The 18772-nt window shown below is 71.1% G+C and carries 12 protein-coding genes and 1 tRNA gene; 9 read left to right on the top strand and 4 right to left on the bottom strand.

Going from position 1 to position 18772, the window contains the following annotated elements; translation table 11 throughout:
• Positions 1-7: 7 nt before the first annotated feature.
• A complete protein-coding gene (rpsA, locus tag ACL06G_RS12010) occupies positions 8-1525 on the bottom strand; it encodes a 30S ribosomal protein S1 (RefSeq protein ID WP_412787212.1) in 1518 nt (505 codons plus the stop codon).
• Positions 1526-1883: 358 nt separating this feature from the next.
• On the opposite strand from rpsA, the gene ACL06G_RS12005 reads away from it, so the two are divergent.
• Together ACL06G_RS12005 and hrpB are read left to right on the top strand one after the other, a co-directional pair.
• On the top strand, positions 1884-2741 hold the full coding sequence (locus ACL06G_RS12005; protein WP_412835860.1) for a class I SAM-dependent methyltransferase: 858 nt from the start codon (positions 1884-1886) through the stop codon (positions 2739-2741).
• Positions 2742-2753: 12 nt separating this feature from the next.
• Entirely contained in the window at positions 2754-5300 is a 2547-nt protein-coding gene (gene hrpB, locus ACL06G_RS12000) for an ATP-dependent helicase HrpB (protein WP_412835859.1), read from the top strand.
• Between the two features lie 49 nt (positions 5301-5349).
• Here hrpB and ACL06G_RS11995 read toward each other — a convergent pair whose 3' ends face one another.
• Positions 5350-7317 carry a lytic murein transglycosylase gene (locus ACL06G_RS11995; RefSeq protein ID WP_412835858.1) on the bottom strand — a complete coding sequence of 656 codons (1968 nt, stop codon included), beginning with the start codon at positions 7315-7317 and terminating at the stop codon, positions 5350-5352.
• Positions 7318-7456: 139 nt separating this feature from the next.
• Entirely contained in the window at positions 7457-10117 is a 2661-nt protein-coding gene (gene polA, locus ACL06G_RS11990; RefSeq protein ID WP_412835887.1) for a DNA polymerase I, read from the bottom strand.
• Between the two features lie 230 nt (positions 10118-10347).
• Here polA and ACL06G_RS11985 point away from each other — a divergent pair, with 230 nt between their 5' ends.
• From ACL06G_RS11985 to ACL06G_RS11960, 6 genes are all read left to right on the top strand, one after another.
• A complete protein-coding gene (locus ACL06G_RS11985; protein ID WP_412835857.1) occupies positions 10348-10821 on the top strand; it encodes a PaaI family thioesterase in 474 nt (157 codons plus the stop codon).
• A 549-nt stretch (positions 10822-11370) separates the two neighbouring features.
• A complete protein-coding gene (locus tag ACL06G_RS11980; RefSeq protein ID WP_412787217.1) occupies positions 11371-12612 on the top strand; it encodes a branched-chain amino acid ABC transporter substrate-binding protein in 1242 nt (413 codons plus the stop codon).
• A gap of 119 nt (positions 12613-12731) precedes the next feature.
• Positions 12732-13655, top strand: coding sequence for a branched-chain amino acid ABC transporter permease (locus ACL06G_RS11975; RefSeq protein WP_412787218.1), 924 nt, complete (start codon positions 12732-12734; stop codon positions 13653-13655).
• 5 nt (positions 13656-13660) lie between these two features.
• The gene (locus tag ACL06G_RS11970; protein WP_412835886.1) at positions 13661-15469 is read left to right on the top strand and encodes a branched-chain amino acid ABC transporter permease; all 1809 of its coding nucleotides are present in this window, start codon (positions 13661-13663) and stop codon (positions 15467-15469) included.
• Positions 15466-16470, top strand: a complete 1005-nt coding sequence (locus ACL06G_RS11965; RefSeq protein WP_412787219.1) for an ABC transporter ATP-binding protein — start codon at positions 15466-15468, stop codon at positions 16468-16470. The genes ACL06G_RS11970 and ACL06G_RS11965 overlap by 4 nt, the downstream gene beginning before the upstream one ends.
• Positions 16467-17183: an ABC transporter ATP-binding protein gene (locus tag ACL06G_RS11960; protein ID WP_412787220.1), complete on the top strand. Its 717-nt coding sequence runs from the start codon at positions 16467-16469 to the stop codon at positions 17181-17183. The genes ACL06G_RS11965 and ACL06G_RS11960 overlap by 4 nt, the downstream gene beginning before the upstream one ends.
• 67 nt (positions 17184-17250) lie before the next feature.
• Here the strand turns inward: ACL06G_RS11960 and ACL06G_RS11955 are convergent, their stop codons facing one another.
• Positions 17251-17919 carry an ANTAR domain-containing response regulator gene (locus ACL06G_RS11955; protein WP_412787221.1) on the bottom strand — a complete coding sequence of 223 codons (669 nt, stop codon included), beginning with the start codon at positions 17917-17919 and terminating at the stop codon, positions 17251-17253.
• 96 nt (positions 17920-18015) lie between these two features.
• On the opposite strand from ACL06G_RS11955, the gene ACL06G_RS11950 reads away from it, so the two are divergent.
• Positions 18016-18088 (top strand) — tRNA-Leu (locus ACL06G_RS11950).
• Positions 18089-18772 lie beyond the last annotated feature (684 nt).

The raw sequence follows: 18772 nt of genomic DNA, 5'->3' as shown, positions 1-18772 counted from the left end.
CGTGCGATCAGCTCTGGCCGCCGGCCAGCTTCTCGCGGAGGGCGGCCAGCGCCTCGTCGGAAGCGAGGGCACCGGCGTCGTCGGTCGTCTCCGAGGAGTACGAGCCGCCGCCGCCCTGGTGGCCGGCACCGCCGCCCTGCGGGGCCGGGGCACCGCCGGCGGCGGCCTCGGCCGCGGCCTGCTCGTCCGCCTCGCGGGACTTGATGACCTGCGCCTGGTGCTGCTCGAAGCGGGCCTGCGCCTCGCCGTACTGGCGCTCCCACTCCTCGCGCTGCTTCTCGTACCCCTCCAGCCAGTCGTTGGCCTCGGGGTCGAAGCCCTCGGGGTAGATGTAGTTGCCCTGGTCGTCGTAGGACGCGGCCATGCCGTACAGGGTCGGGTCGAACTCGGCCGCCGTCGGGTCACCGCCGAAGGCCTCGTTGGCCTGCTTCAGCGACAGGCTGATGCGGCGACGCTCGAGGTCGATGTCGATGACCTTGACGAAGATCTCGTCGTTGACCTGGACGACCTGCTCCGGGATCTCGACGTGGCGCTCGGCGAGCTCCGAGATGTGGACCAGACCCTCGATGCCCTCGTCCACGCGGACGAACGCACCGAACGGCACCAGCTTCGTGACCTTGCCGGGCACGACCTGGCCGATCTGGTGGGTGCGGGCGAACTGCTGCCAGGGGTCCTCCTGGGTCGCCTTGAGCGACAGGGAGACCCGCTCGCGGTCCATGTCGACGTCCAGGACCTCGACCGTGACCTCCTGGCCGACCTCGACGACCTCGGAGGGGTGGTCGATGTGCTTCCAGGACAGCTCGGAGACGTGGACCAGGCCATCGACGCCGCCGAGGTCCACGAAGGCGCCGAAGTTGACGATGGAGGAGACGACGCCGGAGCGCACCTGGCCCTTCTGGAGGGTGGTGAGGAAGGTCTGGCGGACCTCGCTCTGGGTCTGCTCCAGCCAGGCACGACGGGAGAGGACCACGTTGTTGCGGTTCTTGTCCAGCTCGATGATCTTGGCCTCGAGCTCCTTGCCGACGTACGGCTGGAGATCGCGGACGCGGCGCATCTCGACCAGGGAAGCGGGGAGGAAGCCGCGGAGGCCGATGTCGAGGATGAGACCACCCTTGACGACCTCGATGACGGTACCGGTGACGATGCCGTCCTCTTCCTTGATCTTCTCGATGGTGCCCCAGGCGCGCTCGTACTGGGCACGCTTCTTCGAGAGGATCAGCCGCCCTTCCTTGTCCTCCTTCTGGAGGACGAGGGCCTCGATCTCGTCGCCGACGGCGACGACCTCGTTCGGGTCGACGTCGTGCTTGATCGACAGCTCGCGCGAGGGGATGACGCCCTCGGTCTTGTAGCCGATGTCGAGCAGGACCTCGTCCCGGTCGACCTTCACGATGACGCCGTCGACGATGTCGCCGTCGTTGAAGTACTTGATCGTCTCGTCGATCGCGGCGAGGAAGGCTTCCTCGGAACCGATGTCGTTAACCGCAACCTGCGGAGTGGTCACGGTGGCTTCGGTGCTGCTCGTCATGTGGAAAAGGGCTCCGGTACGGACATTGAGTCGTAGGTACTGCTACGCCGAGAGCCCGTATCGCACCGCATGCAAGCCAGCCGGACAGCCGAGGAAGAACCCGTGCACCGAGGGGACATACAACAGATGCGAGCGCAACCTGCTCCGTCTGAGGTGCGCAGGCCCGCAGCGCACCTTGTAGCATACGGGCGCCGCGGGGCATGGTCAATTGCGCGAAGGGGGCACCCACGACCTAACGGGCCAACCCGGCACGTCCTCGCGCGACCAGGGCGCATACCCCGTCACGGACTCCTCCGCGGACCGCCGCGGAGCACCGGACACCGGGTACGCACAGGACGACGGACCGACGGCGGGCACGATGATCCCGGAGGAAGAACCGGAGGCGACACGCCGCAGCACGGGCGCCGCCGAGAGCAACCGCGCCAGCCGCCACTGGTGGGACCGGAACGCCGACACCTACCAGAGCGAGCACGGCGGGTTCCTCGGCGACCGCGGATTCGTCTGGGGTCCCGAGGGGCTCGACGAGGCGGAGGCTCAGCTGCTGGGACCGGCACGGGCGCTGCGCGACCGCGCGGTGCTGGAGGTCGGCGCCGGCGCCGCCCAGTGCTCCCGCTGGCTGGCCGAACAGGGTGCGCGGCCGGTTGCCCTGGACCTGTCGCACCGGCAGCTCCAGCACGCGCTGCGGATCGGCCAGGAACCGGGCCAGGAGCTCGGCGCGCGGATTCCTCTCGTGCAGGGCGACGCCGCGGCGCTGCCGTTCGGCGACGCGACCTTCGACCTCGCCTGCTCGGCCTACGGGGCGCTGCCCTTCACCGCCGACCCGGCCGGCGTGCTGGGTGAGGTGCGACGGGTCCTGCGGCCCGGTGGACGGTTCGTGTTCTCCGTGACGCACCCGGTGCGCTGGGCGTTCCCCGACGAGCCGGGGCCGGAGGGCCTCACCGCCGTCGCCTCCTACTTCGACCGCACGCCGTACGTCGAGGAGGACGACGCGGGGCGGGCCGTGTACGTCGAGCACCACCGGACGGTCGGCGACCGGGTGCGCGACGTGGTGGCCGCCGGGTTCCGCCTGACCGATCTCGTCGAACCCGAGTGGCCGGCGTGGAACGACCGGGAGTGGGGCGGCTGGTCGCCGCTGCGCGGGCGCCTGCTCCCCGGCACCGCGATCTTCGTCTGCGACGTCCCGCATCCGCCGCGGAACGGGCCCCGGGTCCGGTGAAAGACTGGGACGGTGCTGCGAACCGACGCCCTGGAGCGCCTGCCCGTCCTCGGCTCCCTGCCCGCGCTCTCCCGCGCCCTCGACACGCGCGGCACCGCGGTGCTGTGCGCACCGCCGGGCACCGGCAAGACAACCCTGGTGCCGCTGCACCTCGCCGCCCTCACGGAGGCCGGCTCCGGGCCCCCGCGGCGGGTGCTGGTCGCCGAACCGCGTCGGTTGGCGGCGCGCTCCGCCGCGCGACGCATGGCGTGGCTGCTGGGCGAGGAGCCCGGCGACACGGTCGGTTTCTCGGTGCGCGGCGAGCGGCGCACCGGACCCCGCACCCGCGTCGAGGTGGTGACGACGGGCGTCCTGCTGCAGCGCCTCCAGCGCGACCAGGAACTGCCCGGCGTCGACGTCGTGATGCTGGACGAGTGCCACGAGCGGCACCTGGACGCCGACACGGCACTCGCCTTCCTGCTCGACGTGCGCGCCACGCTCCGCCCGGAGCTCCGGGTCGTCGCCGCGTCCGCCACCCAGGACAGCGACGCCTGGGCGCGTCTCCTCTCCCGTCACGACACCACCGACACTGCCGCGCCCGTGGTGCGCGGCAGCGGCAGCGCGTACGCGGTGGAGGTGCGGCACGCCCCGCCGCCCGGCGGCACGAGGCCGCCGCACGGCACCTGGGTCGATCCGGCACTGCTGCGGCACGTGGCGGACACGGTCCGGAAGGCCCTTGCGGAGGCGGCCGAGGGGGATGTGCTCTGCTTCCTGCCCGGAGCCGGCGAGATCAGCCGGGTGGCGGGCCTGCTGGACGGCTGCGGCGCGACGCTCCTGCAGCTCCACGGCCGGGCTCCGGCAGCCGTGCAGGAGGCGGTGCTCGGCGGGCCGCGGCCCGGTGAACGGCGCGTGGTCCTCAGCACCTCGGTCGCGGAGTCGAGCCTGACCGTGCCGGGGGTGCGCATCGTGGTGGACGCGGGTCTGGCGAGGGAACCCCGCACGGACCACGCCCGAGGACTGGGCTCACTGACCACCGTGAGCGTGTCCCGTGCGGCAGCGGCCCAGCGGCAGGGGCGCGCCGGACGTGAGGGACCGGGCGTCGTCCACCGCTGCTGGTCCCCCGCCGAGGACGGCGCGCGGCCGGCCTGGCCGTCTCCGGAGATCGCGGTGGCGGACCTGACACCGTTCGCCCTGCAGGTGGCAGCCTGGGGCGACCCGGAAGCCTCGGGACTGGCGCTGCTGGACCCGCCGCCCGCGGGAGCGATGGCGGCTGCGGGCGACACGCTGCGGGCGCTGGAGGCCGTCGACGCGCGGGGCCGTGTCACCGGCCGCGGCGGGCGGATGGCGCGGCTCGGACTGCATCCCCGTGCGGCGCGGGCGTTGCTCGACGCGGCGCCCGTCGTCGGTGACCGCCCGGCCGCCGAGGCGGTGGCACTGCTCAGCGAGGAGCCGCCGCGGGAGTTCGGCGACGACCTCGCGGACGCGCTGCGTGCGGCACGCCGCGGCAACGACGCCTACGGGGCGCGCTGGTCGCGGGAGGTGCGCCGGCTGCGGGCCGTCCTGCGGTCGGCGGGGCAGGCAGGGGATGCCGGTCCCGGCGCGGCTCCCCGCGGCGCGGCGGACGCCGTGGGGCTGGTCGCCGCGCTCGCGTATCCGGAGCGCGTGGCGCGCGGGCGCGGCGGGACGAACTGGCTGATGGTGAACGGCACCCGGGCCGCGGCCGGGGAGGCCTCACCGCTGCGGGACGCACCGTGGCTGGCCGTCGCGACCGCCGACCGGCCCGCCCGCTCGCCCGCGGCACGCATTCGGCAGGCAGCGGTCGTCGACGAGCGAACGGCCCTGGCTGCGGCCTCGGCCTTCCGCACCACGACGCGGGAGGTCCGCTGGGACACGGACCGGGGCGATGTCGTCACGGCGGAGTCGCAGCGGATCGGCGCCGTCGAACTGTCCTCGCGGCCCCTGGCGGACCCCGACCCGGACCTGGTGCGCGCGGCGGTGCTGGACGGGCTGCGCACCGAGGGCACGGGCCTGCTGCGCTGGACGCGGGACGCCGAGGCGCTGCGGGAGCGCCTCGCGTTCCTGCACCGGGAGTCGGGGGAGCCCTGGCCGGACGTGTCGGAGGACGCCCTGCTCGAGCGTGCGGAGGAATGGCTCGGTGGGGCACGGTGCCGGGCCGATCTGGCCGGCACGGACGCCGGAGAGGTGCTGCGCGGGCTGCTGCCCTGGGCCGCCGGTGAGGCGGCGAGGCTGGACGAACTGGCGCCGGAACGGGTGCGGGTGCCGTCGGGCTCGCGGATCCGGGTGGACTACGGCGGCGAGCAGCCGGTGCTCGCCGTGAAGCTGCAGGAACTGTTCGGCTGGGACCGTACCCCGCGGGTGGCCGACGGGCGGGTGCCGCTGCTGCTCCACCTGCTCTCCCCCGCCGGGCGTCCGGCAGCGGTCACGGCGGACCTGGCCGGTTTCTGGCAGGACGGCTACCGGGCCGTCCGCGCCGAGTTGCGCGGACGCTACCCGCGCCACCCGTGGCCCGAGGACCCGACGTCCGCGGAGCCCACCCGGCGCACGAACACGCGCCGGTGAGGCGGTGCTCCGGGCCCCGGCGCGGACCGTGGGCCCGGCCGGGCGCCGGTCAGGAGGCCGAGGGGGACGGAGAGGTCGTCGGCTCGGTGGTGGTGCTCTCCGACGAGGTGGCGGAGGGCGAGCTCGTGGACGCCGCGGAGGTCGTGCTCGTCGGCGACGGCTCGGTGGGGCTCGGTGAGGCCGTGGGGCTGGACGAGGTCACCGTCGGGCTGGGCGCGGGGCTGGACGAGGTCGCGGTCGGGCTGGGTGCGGGGCTGGATTCCGAGGTGCCCTCTTCGGCGACCTCGACGTCCAGCATCAGCTCCCCGCCGTCCTCGGTGGTCACGCGCAGCGTGTAGAAGCCGGTCCCGCTCCCCGCGTGCAGGTCGGGGAGGGCGGCCTCGCCGTTCTCCTGCGTAACGGTCTTGGCCTCGCGGGCGTGCGAGTCGTCCCTGCCCAGGAAGTACGGCCCGGTGCCCGGCTCCTCCAGGTGCTCGCCCTCCTCGTCGAGCACGGTCACCGTGACGGGGACGTCCTCGACGGTGAGGCCCTCGCTGCCGTACGCGGCACGGACCCGGATGCCGGAGAGCGTCCCTTCCTCGGGGACGGTGAGAGGTTCCTCTTCGTCGATGCGTTCGAGGGCCGCGCGGGCCGTCGTCACCGTGAAGTCGACGGCGGACACCTCCTGGTGGCCCGGCACGGTCGCCCGCACCGTGACCGTGGCCTCCCGCTCGCCGGCGAGCAGCTCCGGTGCGGTGGCCCTTCCGCCGGTTCCGGTCGTGACGACGGGCCGGGCCTCGTCGCCGGCGAAGCGGACCTCCGCGGCGTCGCCCGGGGCCAGCACCTCGTACCTGACCTCGGCTCCGGGCACCGCGGCGCCGGAGTCGGTCAGCACCTTCACGCCGAAACCGCCGTCGAGCGCGCCGCCGAGCGGGATCGCCACCGGTTCCTGTTGCGTGCGGTGCAGGGTGGCGGGGCCGGCTTCGGCAGGGTCGGACGTGTCCTCGTCGGAGGACGATTCGTCGTCCGAGGGGGTCGAACCGCCGTCGGAGGAGCCGTCGCCGTGTCCGCCGCTGTCGCCTCCCTTCGAACCGGACGGGTCACCGGTCCGCCCGGGACCGCCCGTGCCCGAGCTCCCGGCCGGGTCTCGGTGCCCCCCGCCCGGCCCGCCGGCCCCGGGGGACGTGGGCAACGCCCCGGTGCCGTCGGGCACCTCGTGGACGCCGTCTCGGTAGTACTCCAGCCACGCCAGGACGGTGTCGAGGTAGTCCTGCGAATGGTTGTAGCTGAGGACCGCCCGGTCGAGGTCGGCCTTGACCGCCAGGTTCCGTTCGCCGTGGCACAGGTAGGCACCGGCCGCGAGAGCAGCGTCGAAGACGTTGTTGGGATCCTTGCGCCCGTCGCCGTTGCCGTCGGCGCCCCAGTCGGCCCACGTGGAGGGGATGAACTGCATGGGGCCCACGGCTCGGTCGAAGCGGGTGTCCCCGTCGTACGCGCCGCCGTCGGTGTCACCGATGTGCGCGAATCCGTCGCCGTCCAGGACGGGTCCCAGGATCGGCGCGTGCGTCGTCCCGTTCGCGTCGACCGCGCCCCCACGAGCCTGGCCGGATTCCACCTTGCCGATTGCGGCGAGCAGTTCCCACGGCAGGTTGCAGCCCGGATCGGTCCGTGCCAGGGAGCTCTCCGCGTTCCTGTAGGCGGAGAGAACCGTCGCGGGGATGCCCGACTCGTCGCCGACGCCGCCGGCTCCGTTCCCGCCGCCGGGGGTGGGCGAACCCCTCCCGGGCGGGGCCGGGGTGCGCAGCGGGGGGAGTTCAGTGTGGTAGGAGTCGTCGCCGGGAGGAAGGTCCGGAAGCGATTCGGCCGAGCCCTCGTCCTCCCCGCCGGGCTGCACAATCTGGACGCCGGGAGCCTGGGAGGCGGTGAGGGCGGCCATCGCCGCCGCGGCGACGGCGGCGCTGCTGACGCCTCGACGCAGTCGCCCCGAGACGAACTCGGTGGTTCTGTCGGCTGCGTGCCGTCCGCGGTATCGCCCCATGATCCGGACTGCCCCTCTCCCGGCGCCTCACGTCGAGAGGTGACCATACGACATCCCCGCGCCCGAAGTCAGCGGGGTCCCGGCCACGTTCGGGCCCGTGGCGGAAGCCGGGCCCCGCCACGGGTTCGCCGACGAGCGATCAGTGGGCCGCGGACTCCCAGTCCGGTCCGGACCCGACGGAGACGGCCAGCGGGGCCCGCAGTTCGACGGCACCGGTCATCTCGCGCCGTACCAGCTCCTCGCAGGCGTCCCGTTCACCCGGTGCCACTTCGAGCACGATCTCGTCGTGCACCTGGAGCAGCATGCGCGAGGACAGTCCTTCCGTACGGAGCGCCCGGTCCACGCGCAGCATCGCCACTTTCACGATGTCCGCGGCGGTGCCCTGGATCGGCGCGTTGAGGGCCATCCGTTCCGCCATCTCGCGCCGTTGCCGGTTGTCGCTGGTCAGGTCCGGGAGGTACCGGCGCCGCCCCATGATCGTCTCCGTGTAGCCGGTGGCGCGTGCCTCGTCGACGACCCGGCGCAGGTAGTCGCGCACCCCGCCGAACCGTTCGAAGTAGTTGTCCATCAGCTTGCGTGCCTCGTCGGCGCCGATGCCCAGTTGCTGCGAGAGACCGAAGGCGGACAGGCCGTACGCCAGGCCGTACGACATGGCCTTGATCTTGCGGCGCATCTCCGGATCCACCTGTTCCGCCGGCACCGCGAACACGTGGGAGGCTACGGTGTCGTGGAGGTCCTCGCCGCCGGTGATCGCCTCGATGAGACCGTCGTCCTCCGACAGGTGGGCCATCACACGGAGCTCGATCTGGCTGTAGTCGGCCGTCAGCAGCGACTCGTACCCCTCACCGACGCGGAATCCCCGTCGGATGGCGCGGCCCTCGTCGGTCCGGACGGGGATGTTCTGCAGGTTGGGGTCGGTCGAGGAGAGCCGCCCCGTGGCGGCGACCGTCTGGTTGTAGGTGGTGTGGATGCGGCCGTCCGGCGAGATCGTCTTGATGAGGCCCTCGACGGTGCTGCGCAGCTTCTGCTGCTCGCGGTACCGCAGCATCTGCCCCGGGAGGTCGTGCTCGGTCTGGGTCGCGAGCCAGGCGAGGGCGTCGGCGTCCGTCGTCCAGCCGGTCTTGGTCTTCTTCGTCTTCGGCAGGCCGAGCTCTCCGAACAGGACCTCCTGGAGCTGCTTGGGCGAGCCGAGGTTGAACTCGTGCCCGACCGAGGCGTGCGCCTCGCGCACGGCCCGGTCCACGGCGTCGGCGAACTGCTGCTCCAGGTTCGAGAGCCAGGTGCGGTCGGCGCACACCCCGGCACGCTCCATGCGTGCCAGCAGTTCGGAGGTGGGCAGTTCGAGGTCGCGCAGCAGTTCGGCGGCGCCGACCTCGTCCAGCCGCTGCTGCAGTGCTTCGCCGAGGTCGAGGACGGTCCGCGCCGTGACCATGAGCACGTCGGCCTCGGCCTGCTCGTCCGCGCCGAAGGCGAGCTGACCGCCGTCCTCCGCCGCCGCGGGTTCCAGTTCCCGGCCCAGGTACTCGACCGAGAGGCCGTCCAGGGCGAACGAACGGCGCCCCGGGGTGACCAGGTATGCGGCCAGTTGGGTGTCCATGGTGACGCCGCGGATCGTCCAGCCGTGCTCGGCGAAGACCCGCATCGCCGACTTGGCGTCGTGGAGCACCTTGGGGCGCGAGGCGTCGGAGAGCCATGCCGCGAACGCCTTCTCGTCGCCCTCGTCCAGGCGTGCCGGGTCGAACCAGGCCGCCGGACCGTCCGAGGCGGCCAGCGCGATCTCGCCGACACTGCCCTGCCCCAGCTTCCAGACCGCGACGGTCGCGATGCCCAGCGGTGCGTCGGAGCCGTGCTCGGTGAGCCAGCCGGCCAGTTCGCCGTCGCCCAGCACCACGCCGTCGACCGACACGCCCTCGGCGGGGGCGGACTCCTCGACCGCGGCCCCCGGGTCCACGGCGAACAGCCGCTCGCGAAAATTGGGGTTGCGGAACTCCAGGGCGTCCAGCACGACCTGCAGGGCGTCACGGTCGTAGGGTTCGCGTGCCAGCTCGGCGGGGCCGTGGTCGAGGTCGACGTCGCGCACCATCTCCGTCAGTCGACGATTGCGCTTCACCGACTCCAGGTGGTCGCGGAGGTTCTGCCCGGCCTTGCCCTTCACCTCCCCCACCCGTTCGACGAGTTCCGCGAAGGAGCCGAACTGGTTGATCCACTTGGTGGCGGTCTTCTCGCCCACGCCGGGGATGCCCGGCAGGTTGTCGGACGGGTCGCCGCGCAGCGCTGCGAAGTCCGGGTACTGGCTGGGCGAGAGTCCGTACTTCTCCTGGACCTTCTCCGGCGTGAACCGCGTCAGCTCGGACACGCCCTTCGTGGGGTACAGCACCGTCACGTCGTCCGACACCAGTTGGAGGCAGTCCCGGTCCCCGGTGACGATGGAGACGCGGAAGCCCTCCTCGCGGGCGCGGGTCGCCAGTGTGGCGATCACGTCGTCGGCCTCGAAGCCGTCGACCGCGAAGCGTTTGACCCGCATCGCGTCCAGCAGCTCGCCGATCAGCTCGACCTGGCCCCGGAACTCGTCCGGCGTTTTGGAGCGGTTGGCCTTGTACTCCGCGAACTCCTCGGAACGCCAGGTCTTCCGCGAGACGTCGAAGGCGACCGCGAAGTGCGTGGGCGCCTCGTCGCGCAGCGTGTTCGCCAGCATCGAGGTGAATCCGTAGATCGCATTGGTCTGCTGGCCGGTGGTGGTGGAGAAGTTCTCCGCGGGCAGCGCGTAGAACGCGCGGTAGGCGAGCGAGTGCCCGTCCATGAGGAGCAGGCGCGGTGCGGTGTCTTCAGGTGCTGTCTTGGCCACGCCCCCGATCCTGCCACGCCGGGGCGACAGCCCACTCCGGACGTGCCGTGCCGCCCCGCTGTCACGGAGGCAGTCCCTCCCACCCCCGCAGCCCGGCCGGTGGCCACCGGTGATAGGAACGTGCGGTAAGCAGAGCGCGGCCGGCCGGACACGGAGCGGCCACGGGTGATCGGAGCCGTTGAACCATGGGCGAGCAGACCACGACGAAGTTCCCGCCGGAGATCATCGAGCAGTGGAGCGGTGTCGGCGTCGATCTGCCGTCCCTGTTCTCCGCGGGACACCTGGGCGAGCGCATGGGGCTGACGATCCTGGAGGCCGCCCCGGACAGGATCGTCGGCACGCTGCCCGTGGAGGGCAACACCCAGCCGTACGGCCTGCTGCACGGCGGGGCGTCGGCCGTGCTGGCCGAGACCCTCGGCTCGGTGGGCGCCATGCTGCACGGGGGCCCGGACAAGGTCGCGGTGGGTGTGGACCTGAACTGCACGCACCACCGGGGCGTGCGGTCCGGCGTCATCACCGGAACCGCGACACCCGTGCACCGTGGGCGGACCACCACCAGTTACGAGGTCGTCATCACCGAGGAGTCCGGCAAGCGGGTGTGCAGCGCACGTCTGACCTGCCTGCTGCGCGATGCGGAACCGTCCTCGTCCCACGGCTGAGCACCGGGGAGGCTTGACACCGCGTCACCTGCCGCGACTGCGGCCCCGGGCGAGCGCCCCGGCCCGGGACCGGCGGGGCTCGTCGCGACCGCCGCGCCCCGGCGGACCTCGACGGCACCTCCCCGGAGCCACCCCACCCGTTGTCACGGAGGGTGACCATCGGCACGGCGGCGGCCCGCCTCGCTGCCGCCCGTAGCACACCCGCCGCGGCCCGACGGAACCATCCCGCCGACTCGCCGGCCCCTACGCGCGACGGCCGCTCCGGACAGCCGGAGGATCAGCGCATTCATCGTCCCGGTCGCACCCGCCCCCCGCGAGACGGGCACGCGCAGCACACCGAACCACGCGCATCGTGACTCACGTCATAACAAGACAGTCACATCATCCTCGTGACCACTCCCCGGCCGCCGGACCGCGCCTTAGAGTCACGCCCAGTCACCGCGCCGCCGGGCGCGAACTGCCGACACGGATCGAGTACCACCCCAGTACGGCCCGGCGCGCTACACGGCCGCTCGCCTGAGCGCGCCGCGCCAGGGGAAAGGACTGATCGTGCGCCAGCGATCCTTGCTCATGCTCACCACTGCGGTCACCACCAGCGCTCTGATGCTGACCGCCTGCGGTTCCCGCGACGCCTCCGGCGGAGGCAGCGAGGGCGGCGGCGACCGGGTCGTGGAAATCGGCCTCGACGCCCCGCTCACCGGCAACCTGTCGGCCATCGGCATCGGCATCAAGAACTCCGCCGAGCTCGCGGTCAAGACCGCCAACAAGAAGAACGTCGTCGACGGCGTCACCTTCAAGCTCGTCTCCTCCGACGACAACGCACAGCCCGCACAGGGCCAGCAGAACGCCAGTGAGTTCATCGGCAACACGAACATGGTCGGCGCCGTCGGCCCGCTCAACTCCGACGTCGGCCAGTCCATGGCTCCCGTCTTCGACAAGGCGGACATGGTCCAGGTGTCCCCGGCCAACACCAACCCCTCGCTCACGCAGGGCGTCGACTGGCAGAAGGGCAAGAAGGAGCGCCCGAACCACACCTACTTCCGGACCTCCACGACCGATGCCGTGCAGGGCCCGTACGCAGCCGAGTACGCGTACAACGAGCTGAAGCTCAAGAAGGTCTACGTCATCGACGACAAGAAGACCTACGGCGCGGGCCTCGCCGGCACCTTCGAGGACCACTTCAAGAAGATCGGCGGCAAGGTCGCCGGAACCGACCACGTGAACCCGGAGGACAAGGACTTCACGGCGATCGCCACGAAGGTCTCCAACTCCGACGCCGAGTTCGTCTACTACGGCGGCGAGTACCCGGCAGGCGCTCCGCTGACCGACCAGATCAAGCGCGCCGGCGCGGACATCCCGGTCATCGGCGGCGACGCCCTCTTCAGCGCGGAGTACGTCAAGATCGCCGGCAAGAACGCGGAGGGCGACCTCGCCAGCTCCGTCGGCGCTCCCATCGAGGACCTCGACACCGCCAAGGAATTCATCGCGAACTACGACAAGGCGGGCTACAAGCAGGCCTACGGCCCGTACGGCGGCTACGCCTACGACAGCACCTGGGCGATCATCCTCGCGGTGAAGGCCGTCGCCGAGGACAACGACGGCACGTTCCCGGAGAACGTCGAAGACGCCCGTGGCCCCGTCACCGAGGCCATGCAGGACGTGTCCTTCGAGGGGGTCACCGGAGAGGTCGGCTTCGACGAGTTCGGTGACAACACCAACCGTCAGCTGTCCATCTACGAGGTGAAGGACGGCAAGCACGTCCCGGTGGAGACCGGCACCTTCGAGGGCTGATCACCGCCGCACCAGGGCGTCACCGCCCGTCCCTGCACACGTCCCACCTGGCTCCGCGGGGGCGCCACGCGCCCCCGCGGAGTCGTCTCTGACACCCCATCCCCTCCGGAGGCCCCGCGGTGAACGATCTGCCGCAGCAACTCGCCAACGGCCTGCTACTGGGCGGGCTGTACGGACTCATCGCAGTCGGTTACACGATGGTCTACGGCATCATCCAGCTCCTCAATTTCGCCCACGGCGAGATATTCATGATCGGCGGGTTCGGCGCACTCACCGCCTGGCTCTGGCTGCCCGAGGGCACGAGCCTGCTGATCGCACTCCCCATCATGCTCCTGGCCGCCATGGCCTGCTCCGTGCTCGTCGGTATCGGCGCCGAACGCTTCGCCTACCGGCCCCTCCGCGGCGGACCGCGCCTCTCCTACCTCATCACCGCGATCGGCCTGTCCATCGCGCTGCAGCAGGCCGTCTGGGCCTTCTACCCCGACGCCCAGAAGTCGCGGTCGTTCCCGCAGTTCGACGGCGGCTTCGAGGTCGCCGGCGTCAACTTCGGCGGCGCCGACGTCTACGTCCTCGTCGCGGCGCCGATCAGCATGGTCGCCCTCGGTCTCTTCGTCTCCAAGACCCGCAGCGGCCGAGCCATGCAGGCCACCTCGCAGGATCCCGACACGGCCAAGCTCATGGGCATCAACACCGACCGGATCATCGTCACCGCCTTCGCGATCGGTTCGGCGTTCGCGGCCATCGCCGCCATCGCACACGGCCTCAAGTACGGCGAAGTGAACTTCAAGATGGGCTTCATCGCCGGTCTGAAGGCCTTCACCGCGGCCGTCCTCGGAGGCATCGGCAACATCTACGGAGCCATGATCGGCGGCCTCGTCCTGGGCGTCGCCGAAGCACTGGCCACCGCCTACATCGAACTCCTCCCCGGCATGTCCTCGTTCGGCAGCGGCTGGAAGGACGTCTGGGCCTTCGTCCTGCTCATCCTCGTCCTGCTGCTCCGCCCCCAGGGTCTGCTGGGCGAACGCGTCGCGGATCGGGCGTGATCACCATGACGACCACCACACCTCCTCAGGCACCCCGCAAGGCCGACACCGGCGGGGCCACCACCGGCACCGTTCCCATGCCCGCGGGCACGGCCCGGATCATCACCGCCGCCGGCTCCGTGGCAACCCTCGCCAGCACCTTCCTGGCCTGGACCTGGACCCGGTCGTTCCCCGGGGACCTCACCGTCTACGGCTACCCCGGCGGCCTCCAGGTCCTCACGCTGACCGGGGCACTCCTCACCCTCGCCCTCCTCGTCTCCGGAGCAGGCGTCAAGGGCCTGCGCTGGCTCACCCCGGGCGGCAGGAACAGCGCCGTCCTGCTCCTGGCACTGGGAACCTTCGCCGTCACCTGGTACGCGGTCGGGGCGATCGCCGTCACCCTGGGCGGCCTGGTCAACCTGGAGCCGGGCGGCATGATCGCCGCCCTGGCCAGCCTGACCGCCCTGGTCGGTGCTCTCGGCCTCCCGGCGGACACGCCCCACGCCGGCGAGAAGGCCCCCACGCGTGCTCTCGACCGGCTGCTGCACAGCACGAAGGCTCCCGCACCCACCCCGGCGAAGCCGCTGCCTGCCTGGACGGAGATCCTCGCGATCTCCGGAGCCGTCGCCATCGGCCTGTGGGTCTTCTCCTACGGTGTCGCAACTCCCTACGGCGAACTCTTCGTCGGCTTCCTGCTGCTCGGGGCCGCCGGGATCGCCGCCGCCAACCGGGCAGGTCTGAACCGGCGACTCGCCGCCGTCACCGCGAAGCACCGCACCGTCACCGTGACGGCCGCCTTCGTCGCCGCGTTCGTCTTCCCCATGACACAGACCAGCGAGGCCTACACCACGCTCGGCGCCTACATTCTGATCTTCGCCACCGTCGCGCTCGGACTGAACATCGTCGTCGGGCTGGCGGGGCTCCTGGACCTCGGGTACGTGGCGTTCCTCGGCGTCGGCGCCTACGCGGCAGCGCTGGTGTCGGGCACTCCGTACTCACCGTTCGACGTGCACTTCCCGTTCTGGCTGGCCGTCCTCACCGGGATCACCGCATCCCTGGTCTTCGGCGTCCTCATCGGTGCGCCCACGCTCCGGCTGCGCGGCGACTACCTGGCGATCGTCACGCTCGGGTTCGGGGAGATCTTCCGTATCGGCATGCAGAACCTGGACGGCACCTCCGGCCCCGACATCACCAACGGGCCCTCCGGCATCCCCGCGATCCCGGACCTGGAGATCCTCGGCTTCAACCTCGGCGAGGAGCACACCTTCCTGGGATTCGAGTTCGGCCGGTTCTCCAACTACTACCTGCTGATGCTGATCTTCACGGTCATCGTCGTGATGGTCTTCAAGCGCTCCGACCACTCGCGCATCGGGCGGGCCTGGGTCGCCATCCGGGAGGACGAGACGGCGGCGAAGGCCATGGGCATCAACACCTTCCGCACCAAGCTGGTGGCCTTCGCGCTCGGTGCCGCCCTGGCGGGCATGGCCGGAACCGTGCAGGCGCACGTCACCTACACCGTCACTCCGACGCAGTACAAGTTCGTCGAGGCGGTACCGCCCAACTCCGCCTTCCTGCTCGCCGCCGTCATCCTCGGCGGCATGGGCACCGTGAGCGGTCCCCTCATCGGCGCGGCGCTCCTCTACCTCATCCCGGAGAAGCTCGCGTTCATGGCCGACTACCAGCTGCTGCTGTTCGGTCTGGCGCTCATTCTCCTCATGCGGTTCCGCCCCGAGGGCCTGGTCGCCGACCGGCGCAAGAAGCTCGAGTTCCACGACACCGGCCAGCTCGACATCCCGAAGCAGACCGGCCTCAGCAAGGCGGAGGCGACACCATGACCACCACCACGACCGCACCCCGGCCCGCCGACTCCGTCACCGGTGAAACCGTCCTCCACGCCTCCGGCGTCACCATGCGCTTCGGCGGCCTGACCGCTGTCCGCGACGTGGAGCTCACCGTGAACAGCGGCGAGATCGTGGGACTCATCGGCCCCAACGGCGCGGGGAAGACCACTTTCTTCAACTGCCTCACCGGGCTCTACATCCCGACCCAGGGCACCGTGTCCTACAAGGGGCGCGTGCTCCCGCCGAAGTCCCACCTGGTGACCAAGGCCGGGGTGGCGCGCACCTTCCAGAACATCCGCCTCTTCGCCAACATGACAGTGCTGGAGAACGTGCTCGTCGGCCGGCACACCCGCACCCGCGAAGGACTCTGGTCCGCCCTGCTGCGCGGGCCGGGTTTCCGGAAGGCGGAGCAGGAGTCCGAGGACCGTGCCATGGACCTCCTGGAGTTCACCGGACTCGCCGCCAAGCGCGATCATCTGGCACGCAACCTGTCCTACGGTGAGCAGCGCAAGCTCGAGATCGCACGCGCGCTGGCGTCCGAGCCGGGGCTGCTGCTCCTCGACGAGCCCACCGCGGGAATGAACCCGCAGGAGACGCAGGCGACCCAGGAGCTCGTCTTCGCCGTCCGCGACCAGGGGATCGCGGTGCTCGTCATCGAGCACGACATGCGGTTCATCTTCAACATGTGCGACCGCGTGGCCGTCCTCGTACAGGGAGAGAAACTCGTCGAGGGCACGCCGTCGCAGGTGCAGAGCGACGAGCGGGTCGTCGCCGCCTACCTCGGCACACCCTTCGAGGGCGAACCGGGCGAGGCGGAGGCACAGGAGGTCGCGGCCGCCGAGGAACACGCCCATTCGACCCCCGGGGACGCGGAACCGGACGCGGGTGCCGCGGACAGCTCCGGCCCGGCGCGGGAGGAGACCGCCGACGCCGCACAGGCGGAGACGGGCGCCGGCGACGGCGCTCAGGAGAAGGAAGAAGGTGGAACCGCGTGACCGCGCTCCTCGAGGTCGAGGACCTCCACGTCGCCTACGGAAAGATCGAAGCCGTCAAGGGCATCTCGTTCTCGGTCGAGGCCGGACAGGTGGTCACCCTGATCGGCACGAACGGGGCGGGCAAGACCACGACGCTGCGCACCCTGTCCGGGCTTCTCAAGCCCGCGGCCGGGAAGGTCCTCTTCGACGGAGAGGCCATCGACGGCGTGGGCGCGCACAAGATCGTCGCCAAGGGCATCGCCCACTCCCCCGAGGGGCGCCGGCTCTTCCCGCGGCTCACCATCGCCGAGAACCTGCAGCTCGGGGCGTTCCTGCGCCGGGACGGCGCGGCCGTCGAGAAGGACATGCAGCGGGTCTACGAGCTCTTCCCCATCCTGGGAGAGCGGCGCAGGCAGGCGTCGGGCACGCTGTCCGGCGGGGAGCAGCAGATGCTCGCCATGGGCCGCGCCCTGATGTCCCGGCCCAAACTGCTGATGCTCGACGAGCCCTCCATGGGGCTCTCGCCGATCATGATGCAGAAGATCATGGAGACCATCACCGAGCTCAAGAACGAGGGCACCACGATCCTGCTCGTGGAGCAGAACGCCCAGGCGGCCCTGTCGCTGGCCGACCACGGCCACGTGATGGAGGTCGGCTCGATCGTGCTCTCGGGCAGCGGCGAAACGCTCATGCACGACGAGTCGGTCCGCAAGGCCTACCTCGGCGAGGACTGACGGCGCAGCGGAACGGGAGGAGCCCGCCACCGGCTTCCGGTGGCGGGCTCCTCGCTACTCGGGGCTGCTACGGCTGCTGCCGCTTCCTCTCCTCGCCGTCCTCGATCACGGCTTCGGCCACCTGGCGCATCGAGAGGCGCCGATCCATCGACGTCTTCTGTATCCAGCGGAACGCTGCGGGCTCGGACAGTCCGTACTGCGTCTGCAGGACGCTCTTCGCACGGTCCACCAGCTTGCGCGTCTCCAGGCGTCCCTCGAGGTCGGCGACCTCCTTGCTCAGCACCCGCAGTTCCGTGAAGCGGGACACCGCCATCTCGATGGCCGGCACGATGTCGCTCTTGCTGAAGGGCTTGACCAGGTAGGCCATGGCGCCCGCGTCACGTGCCCGTTCGACCAGCTCGCGCTGGGAGAAGGCCGTGAGCATCAGCACCGGGGCGATGGTCTCCTCCGCGATCCTCTCCGCTGCGGAGATGCCGTCGAGGATCGGCATCTTCACGTCCAGGATGCACAGGTCCGGCCGGTGCTCGCGGGCCATGTCGACGGCCGTCTGCCCGTCTCCGGCCTCGCCGACGACCGTGTACCCCTCCTCCTCCAGCATTTCCTTGAGGTCCATCCGGATCAGCGCCTCGTCCTCCGCGATGACCACACGCGTCGTCTGCGGCGGCACGTGGGACTCGGCGTCGGCGGTGCCTGCGTTCTCGGGGTCGGTGGGCTCGGGGGCGTCCGCGGTGCTCACTGGGCTCCTCGTTTCCGCACGGTGGGGCCCCGAGCCTATCGGTGTCCTGTAGGGTAGGGGCACAGCGGGTGGGCAACACCCTTGCATTCGAAGGATGCCCCGGTAGCCCAGCGGTAGAGGCCATGGATTCAAAACCCATTCAGCGTCGGTTCGAATCCGACCCGGGGCACTTCTCCTTCCTTTCCAAGAAAGATCTTCACGTCGAGTGAGCGGCTCCGACCGCATCCGCCCCGTCCGGACCGGCGCATCGTGCCGCTCGCACACGACTCCGTGAACCCTTCCCCTCCCCGGCCCGGACCGCATTCGCCGGCACCGGGATTCTCCTTCACCCGTCCGGGGGCGGCGGAGTGCCTCGGGAAGGCCGCCGAGTGGCCGGAATGCGGAAACCTGGAATACTCCCGCCTCCATTCTCCACCGGGAGACCCGCAGACGTGACGGATTCCTTCACCGGCAGGGCGTGAAAACTGTTCGGAAGACTCCGGAAACCTGTTCGTGACACCACCGCGCGCGCCCTCGCCGCCCCCCGGTGAGCCCCCGCAGCACCCCCCGGCGCGCCCGGCGCGCCGACCGACCGTTTCCGGCCCCGCTGGCACCGGGTGTCACCAGGAGAAACACGCCCCGGAACGGGGTCGGCGAGGCCCTGCTCGACCCCCTCCGGAGCGCGGTTTCACCCGGGTGCCGAACCCACCCGCCTGACGCCTTGACAAGGCTGGAATCCCAGCCTCACAGTGGGCCGTGCGTACAGCGCACTCCACAGCGTTATATGCGAGTTCCCAAGATCCCGCAGTTTTCGCATGGGGCTCCCATGCGCCGTTTTTTCATCAGCCCGTCGAGGGCTCGTTCCGCGCGCCTC

Origin of the sequence: Streptomyces callyspongiae, assembly GCF_047200695.1 — a bacterium.
In the GTDB taxonomy this organism is placed as follows: Bacteria; Actinomycetota; Actinomycetes; order Streptomycetales; family Streptomycetaceae; genus Streptomyces.
Note: the sequence above shows the minus strand (reverse complement) of the source record. Positions and strands in the feature narration are given on the sequence as shown.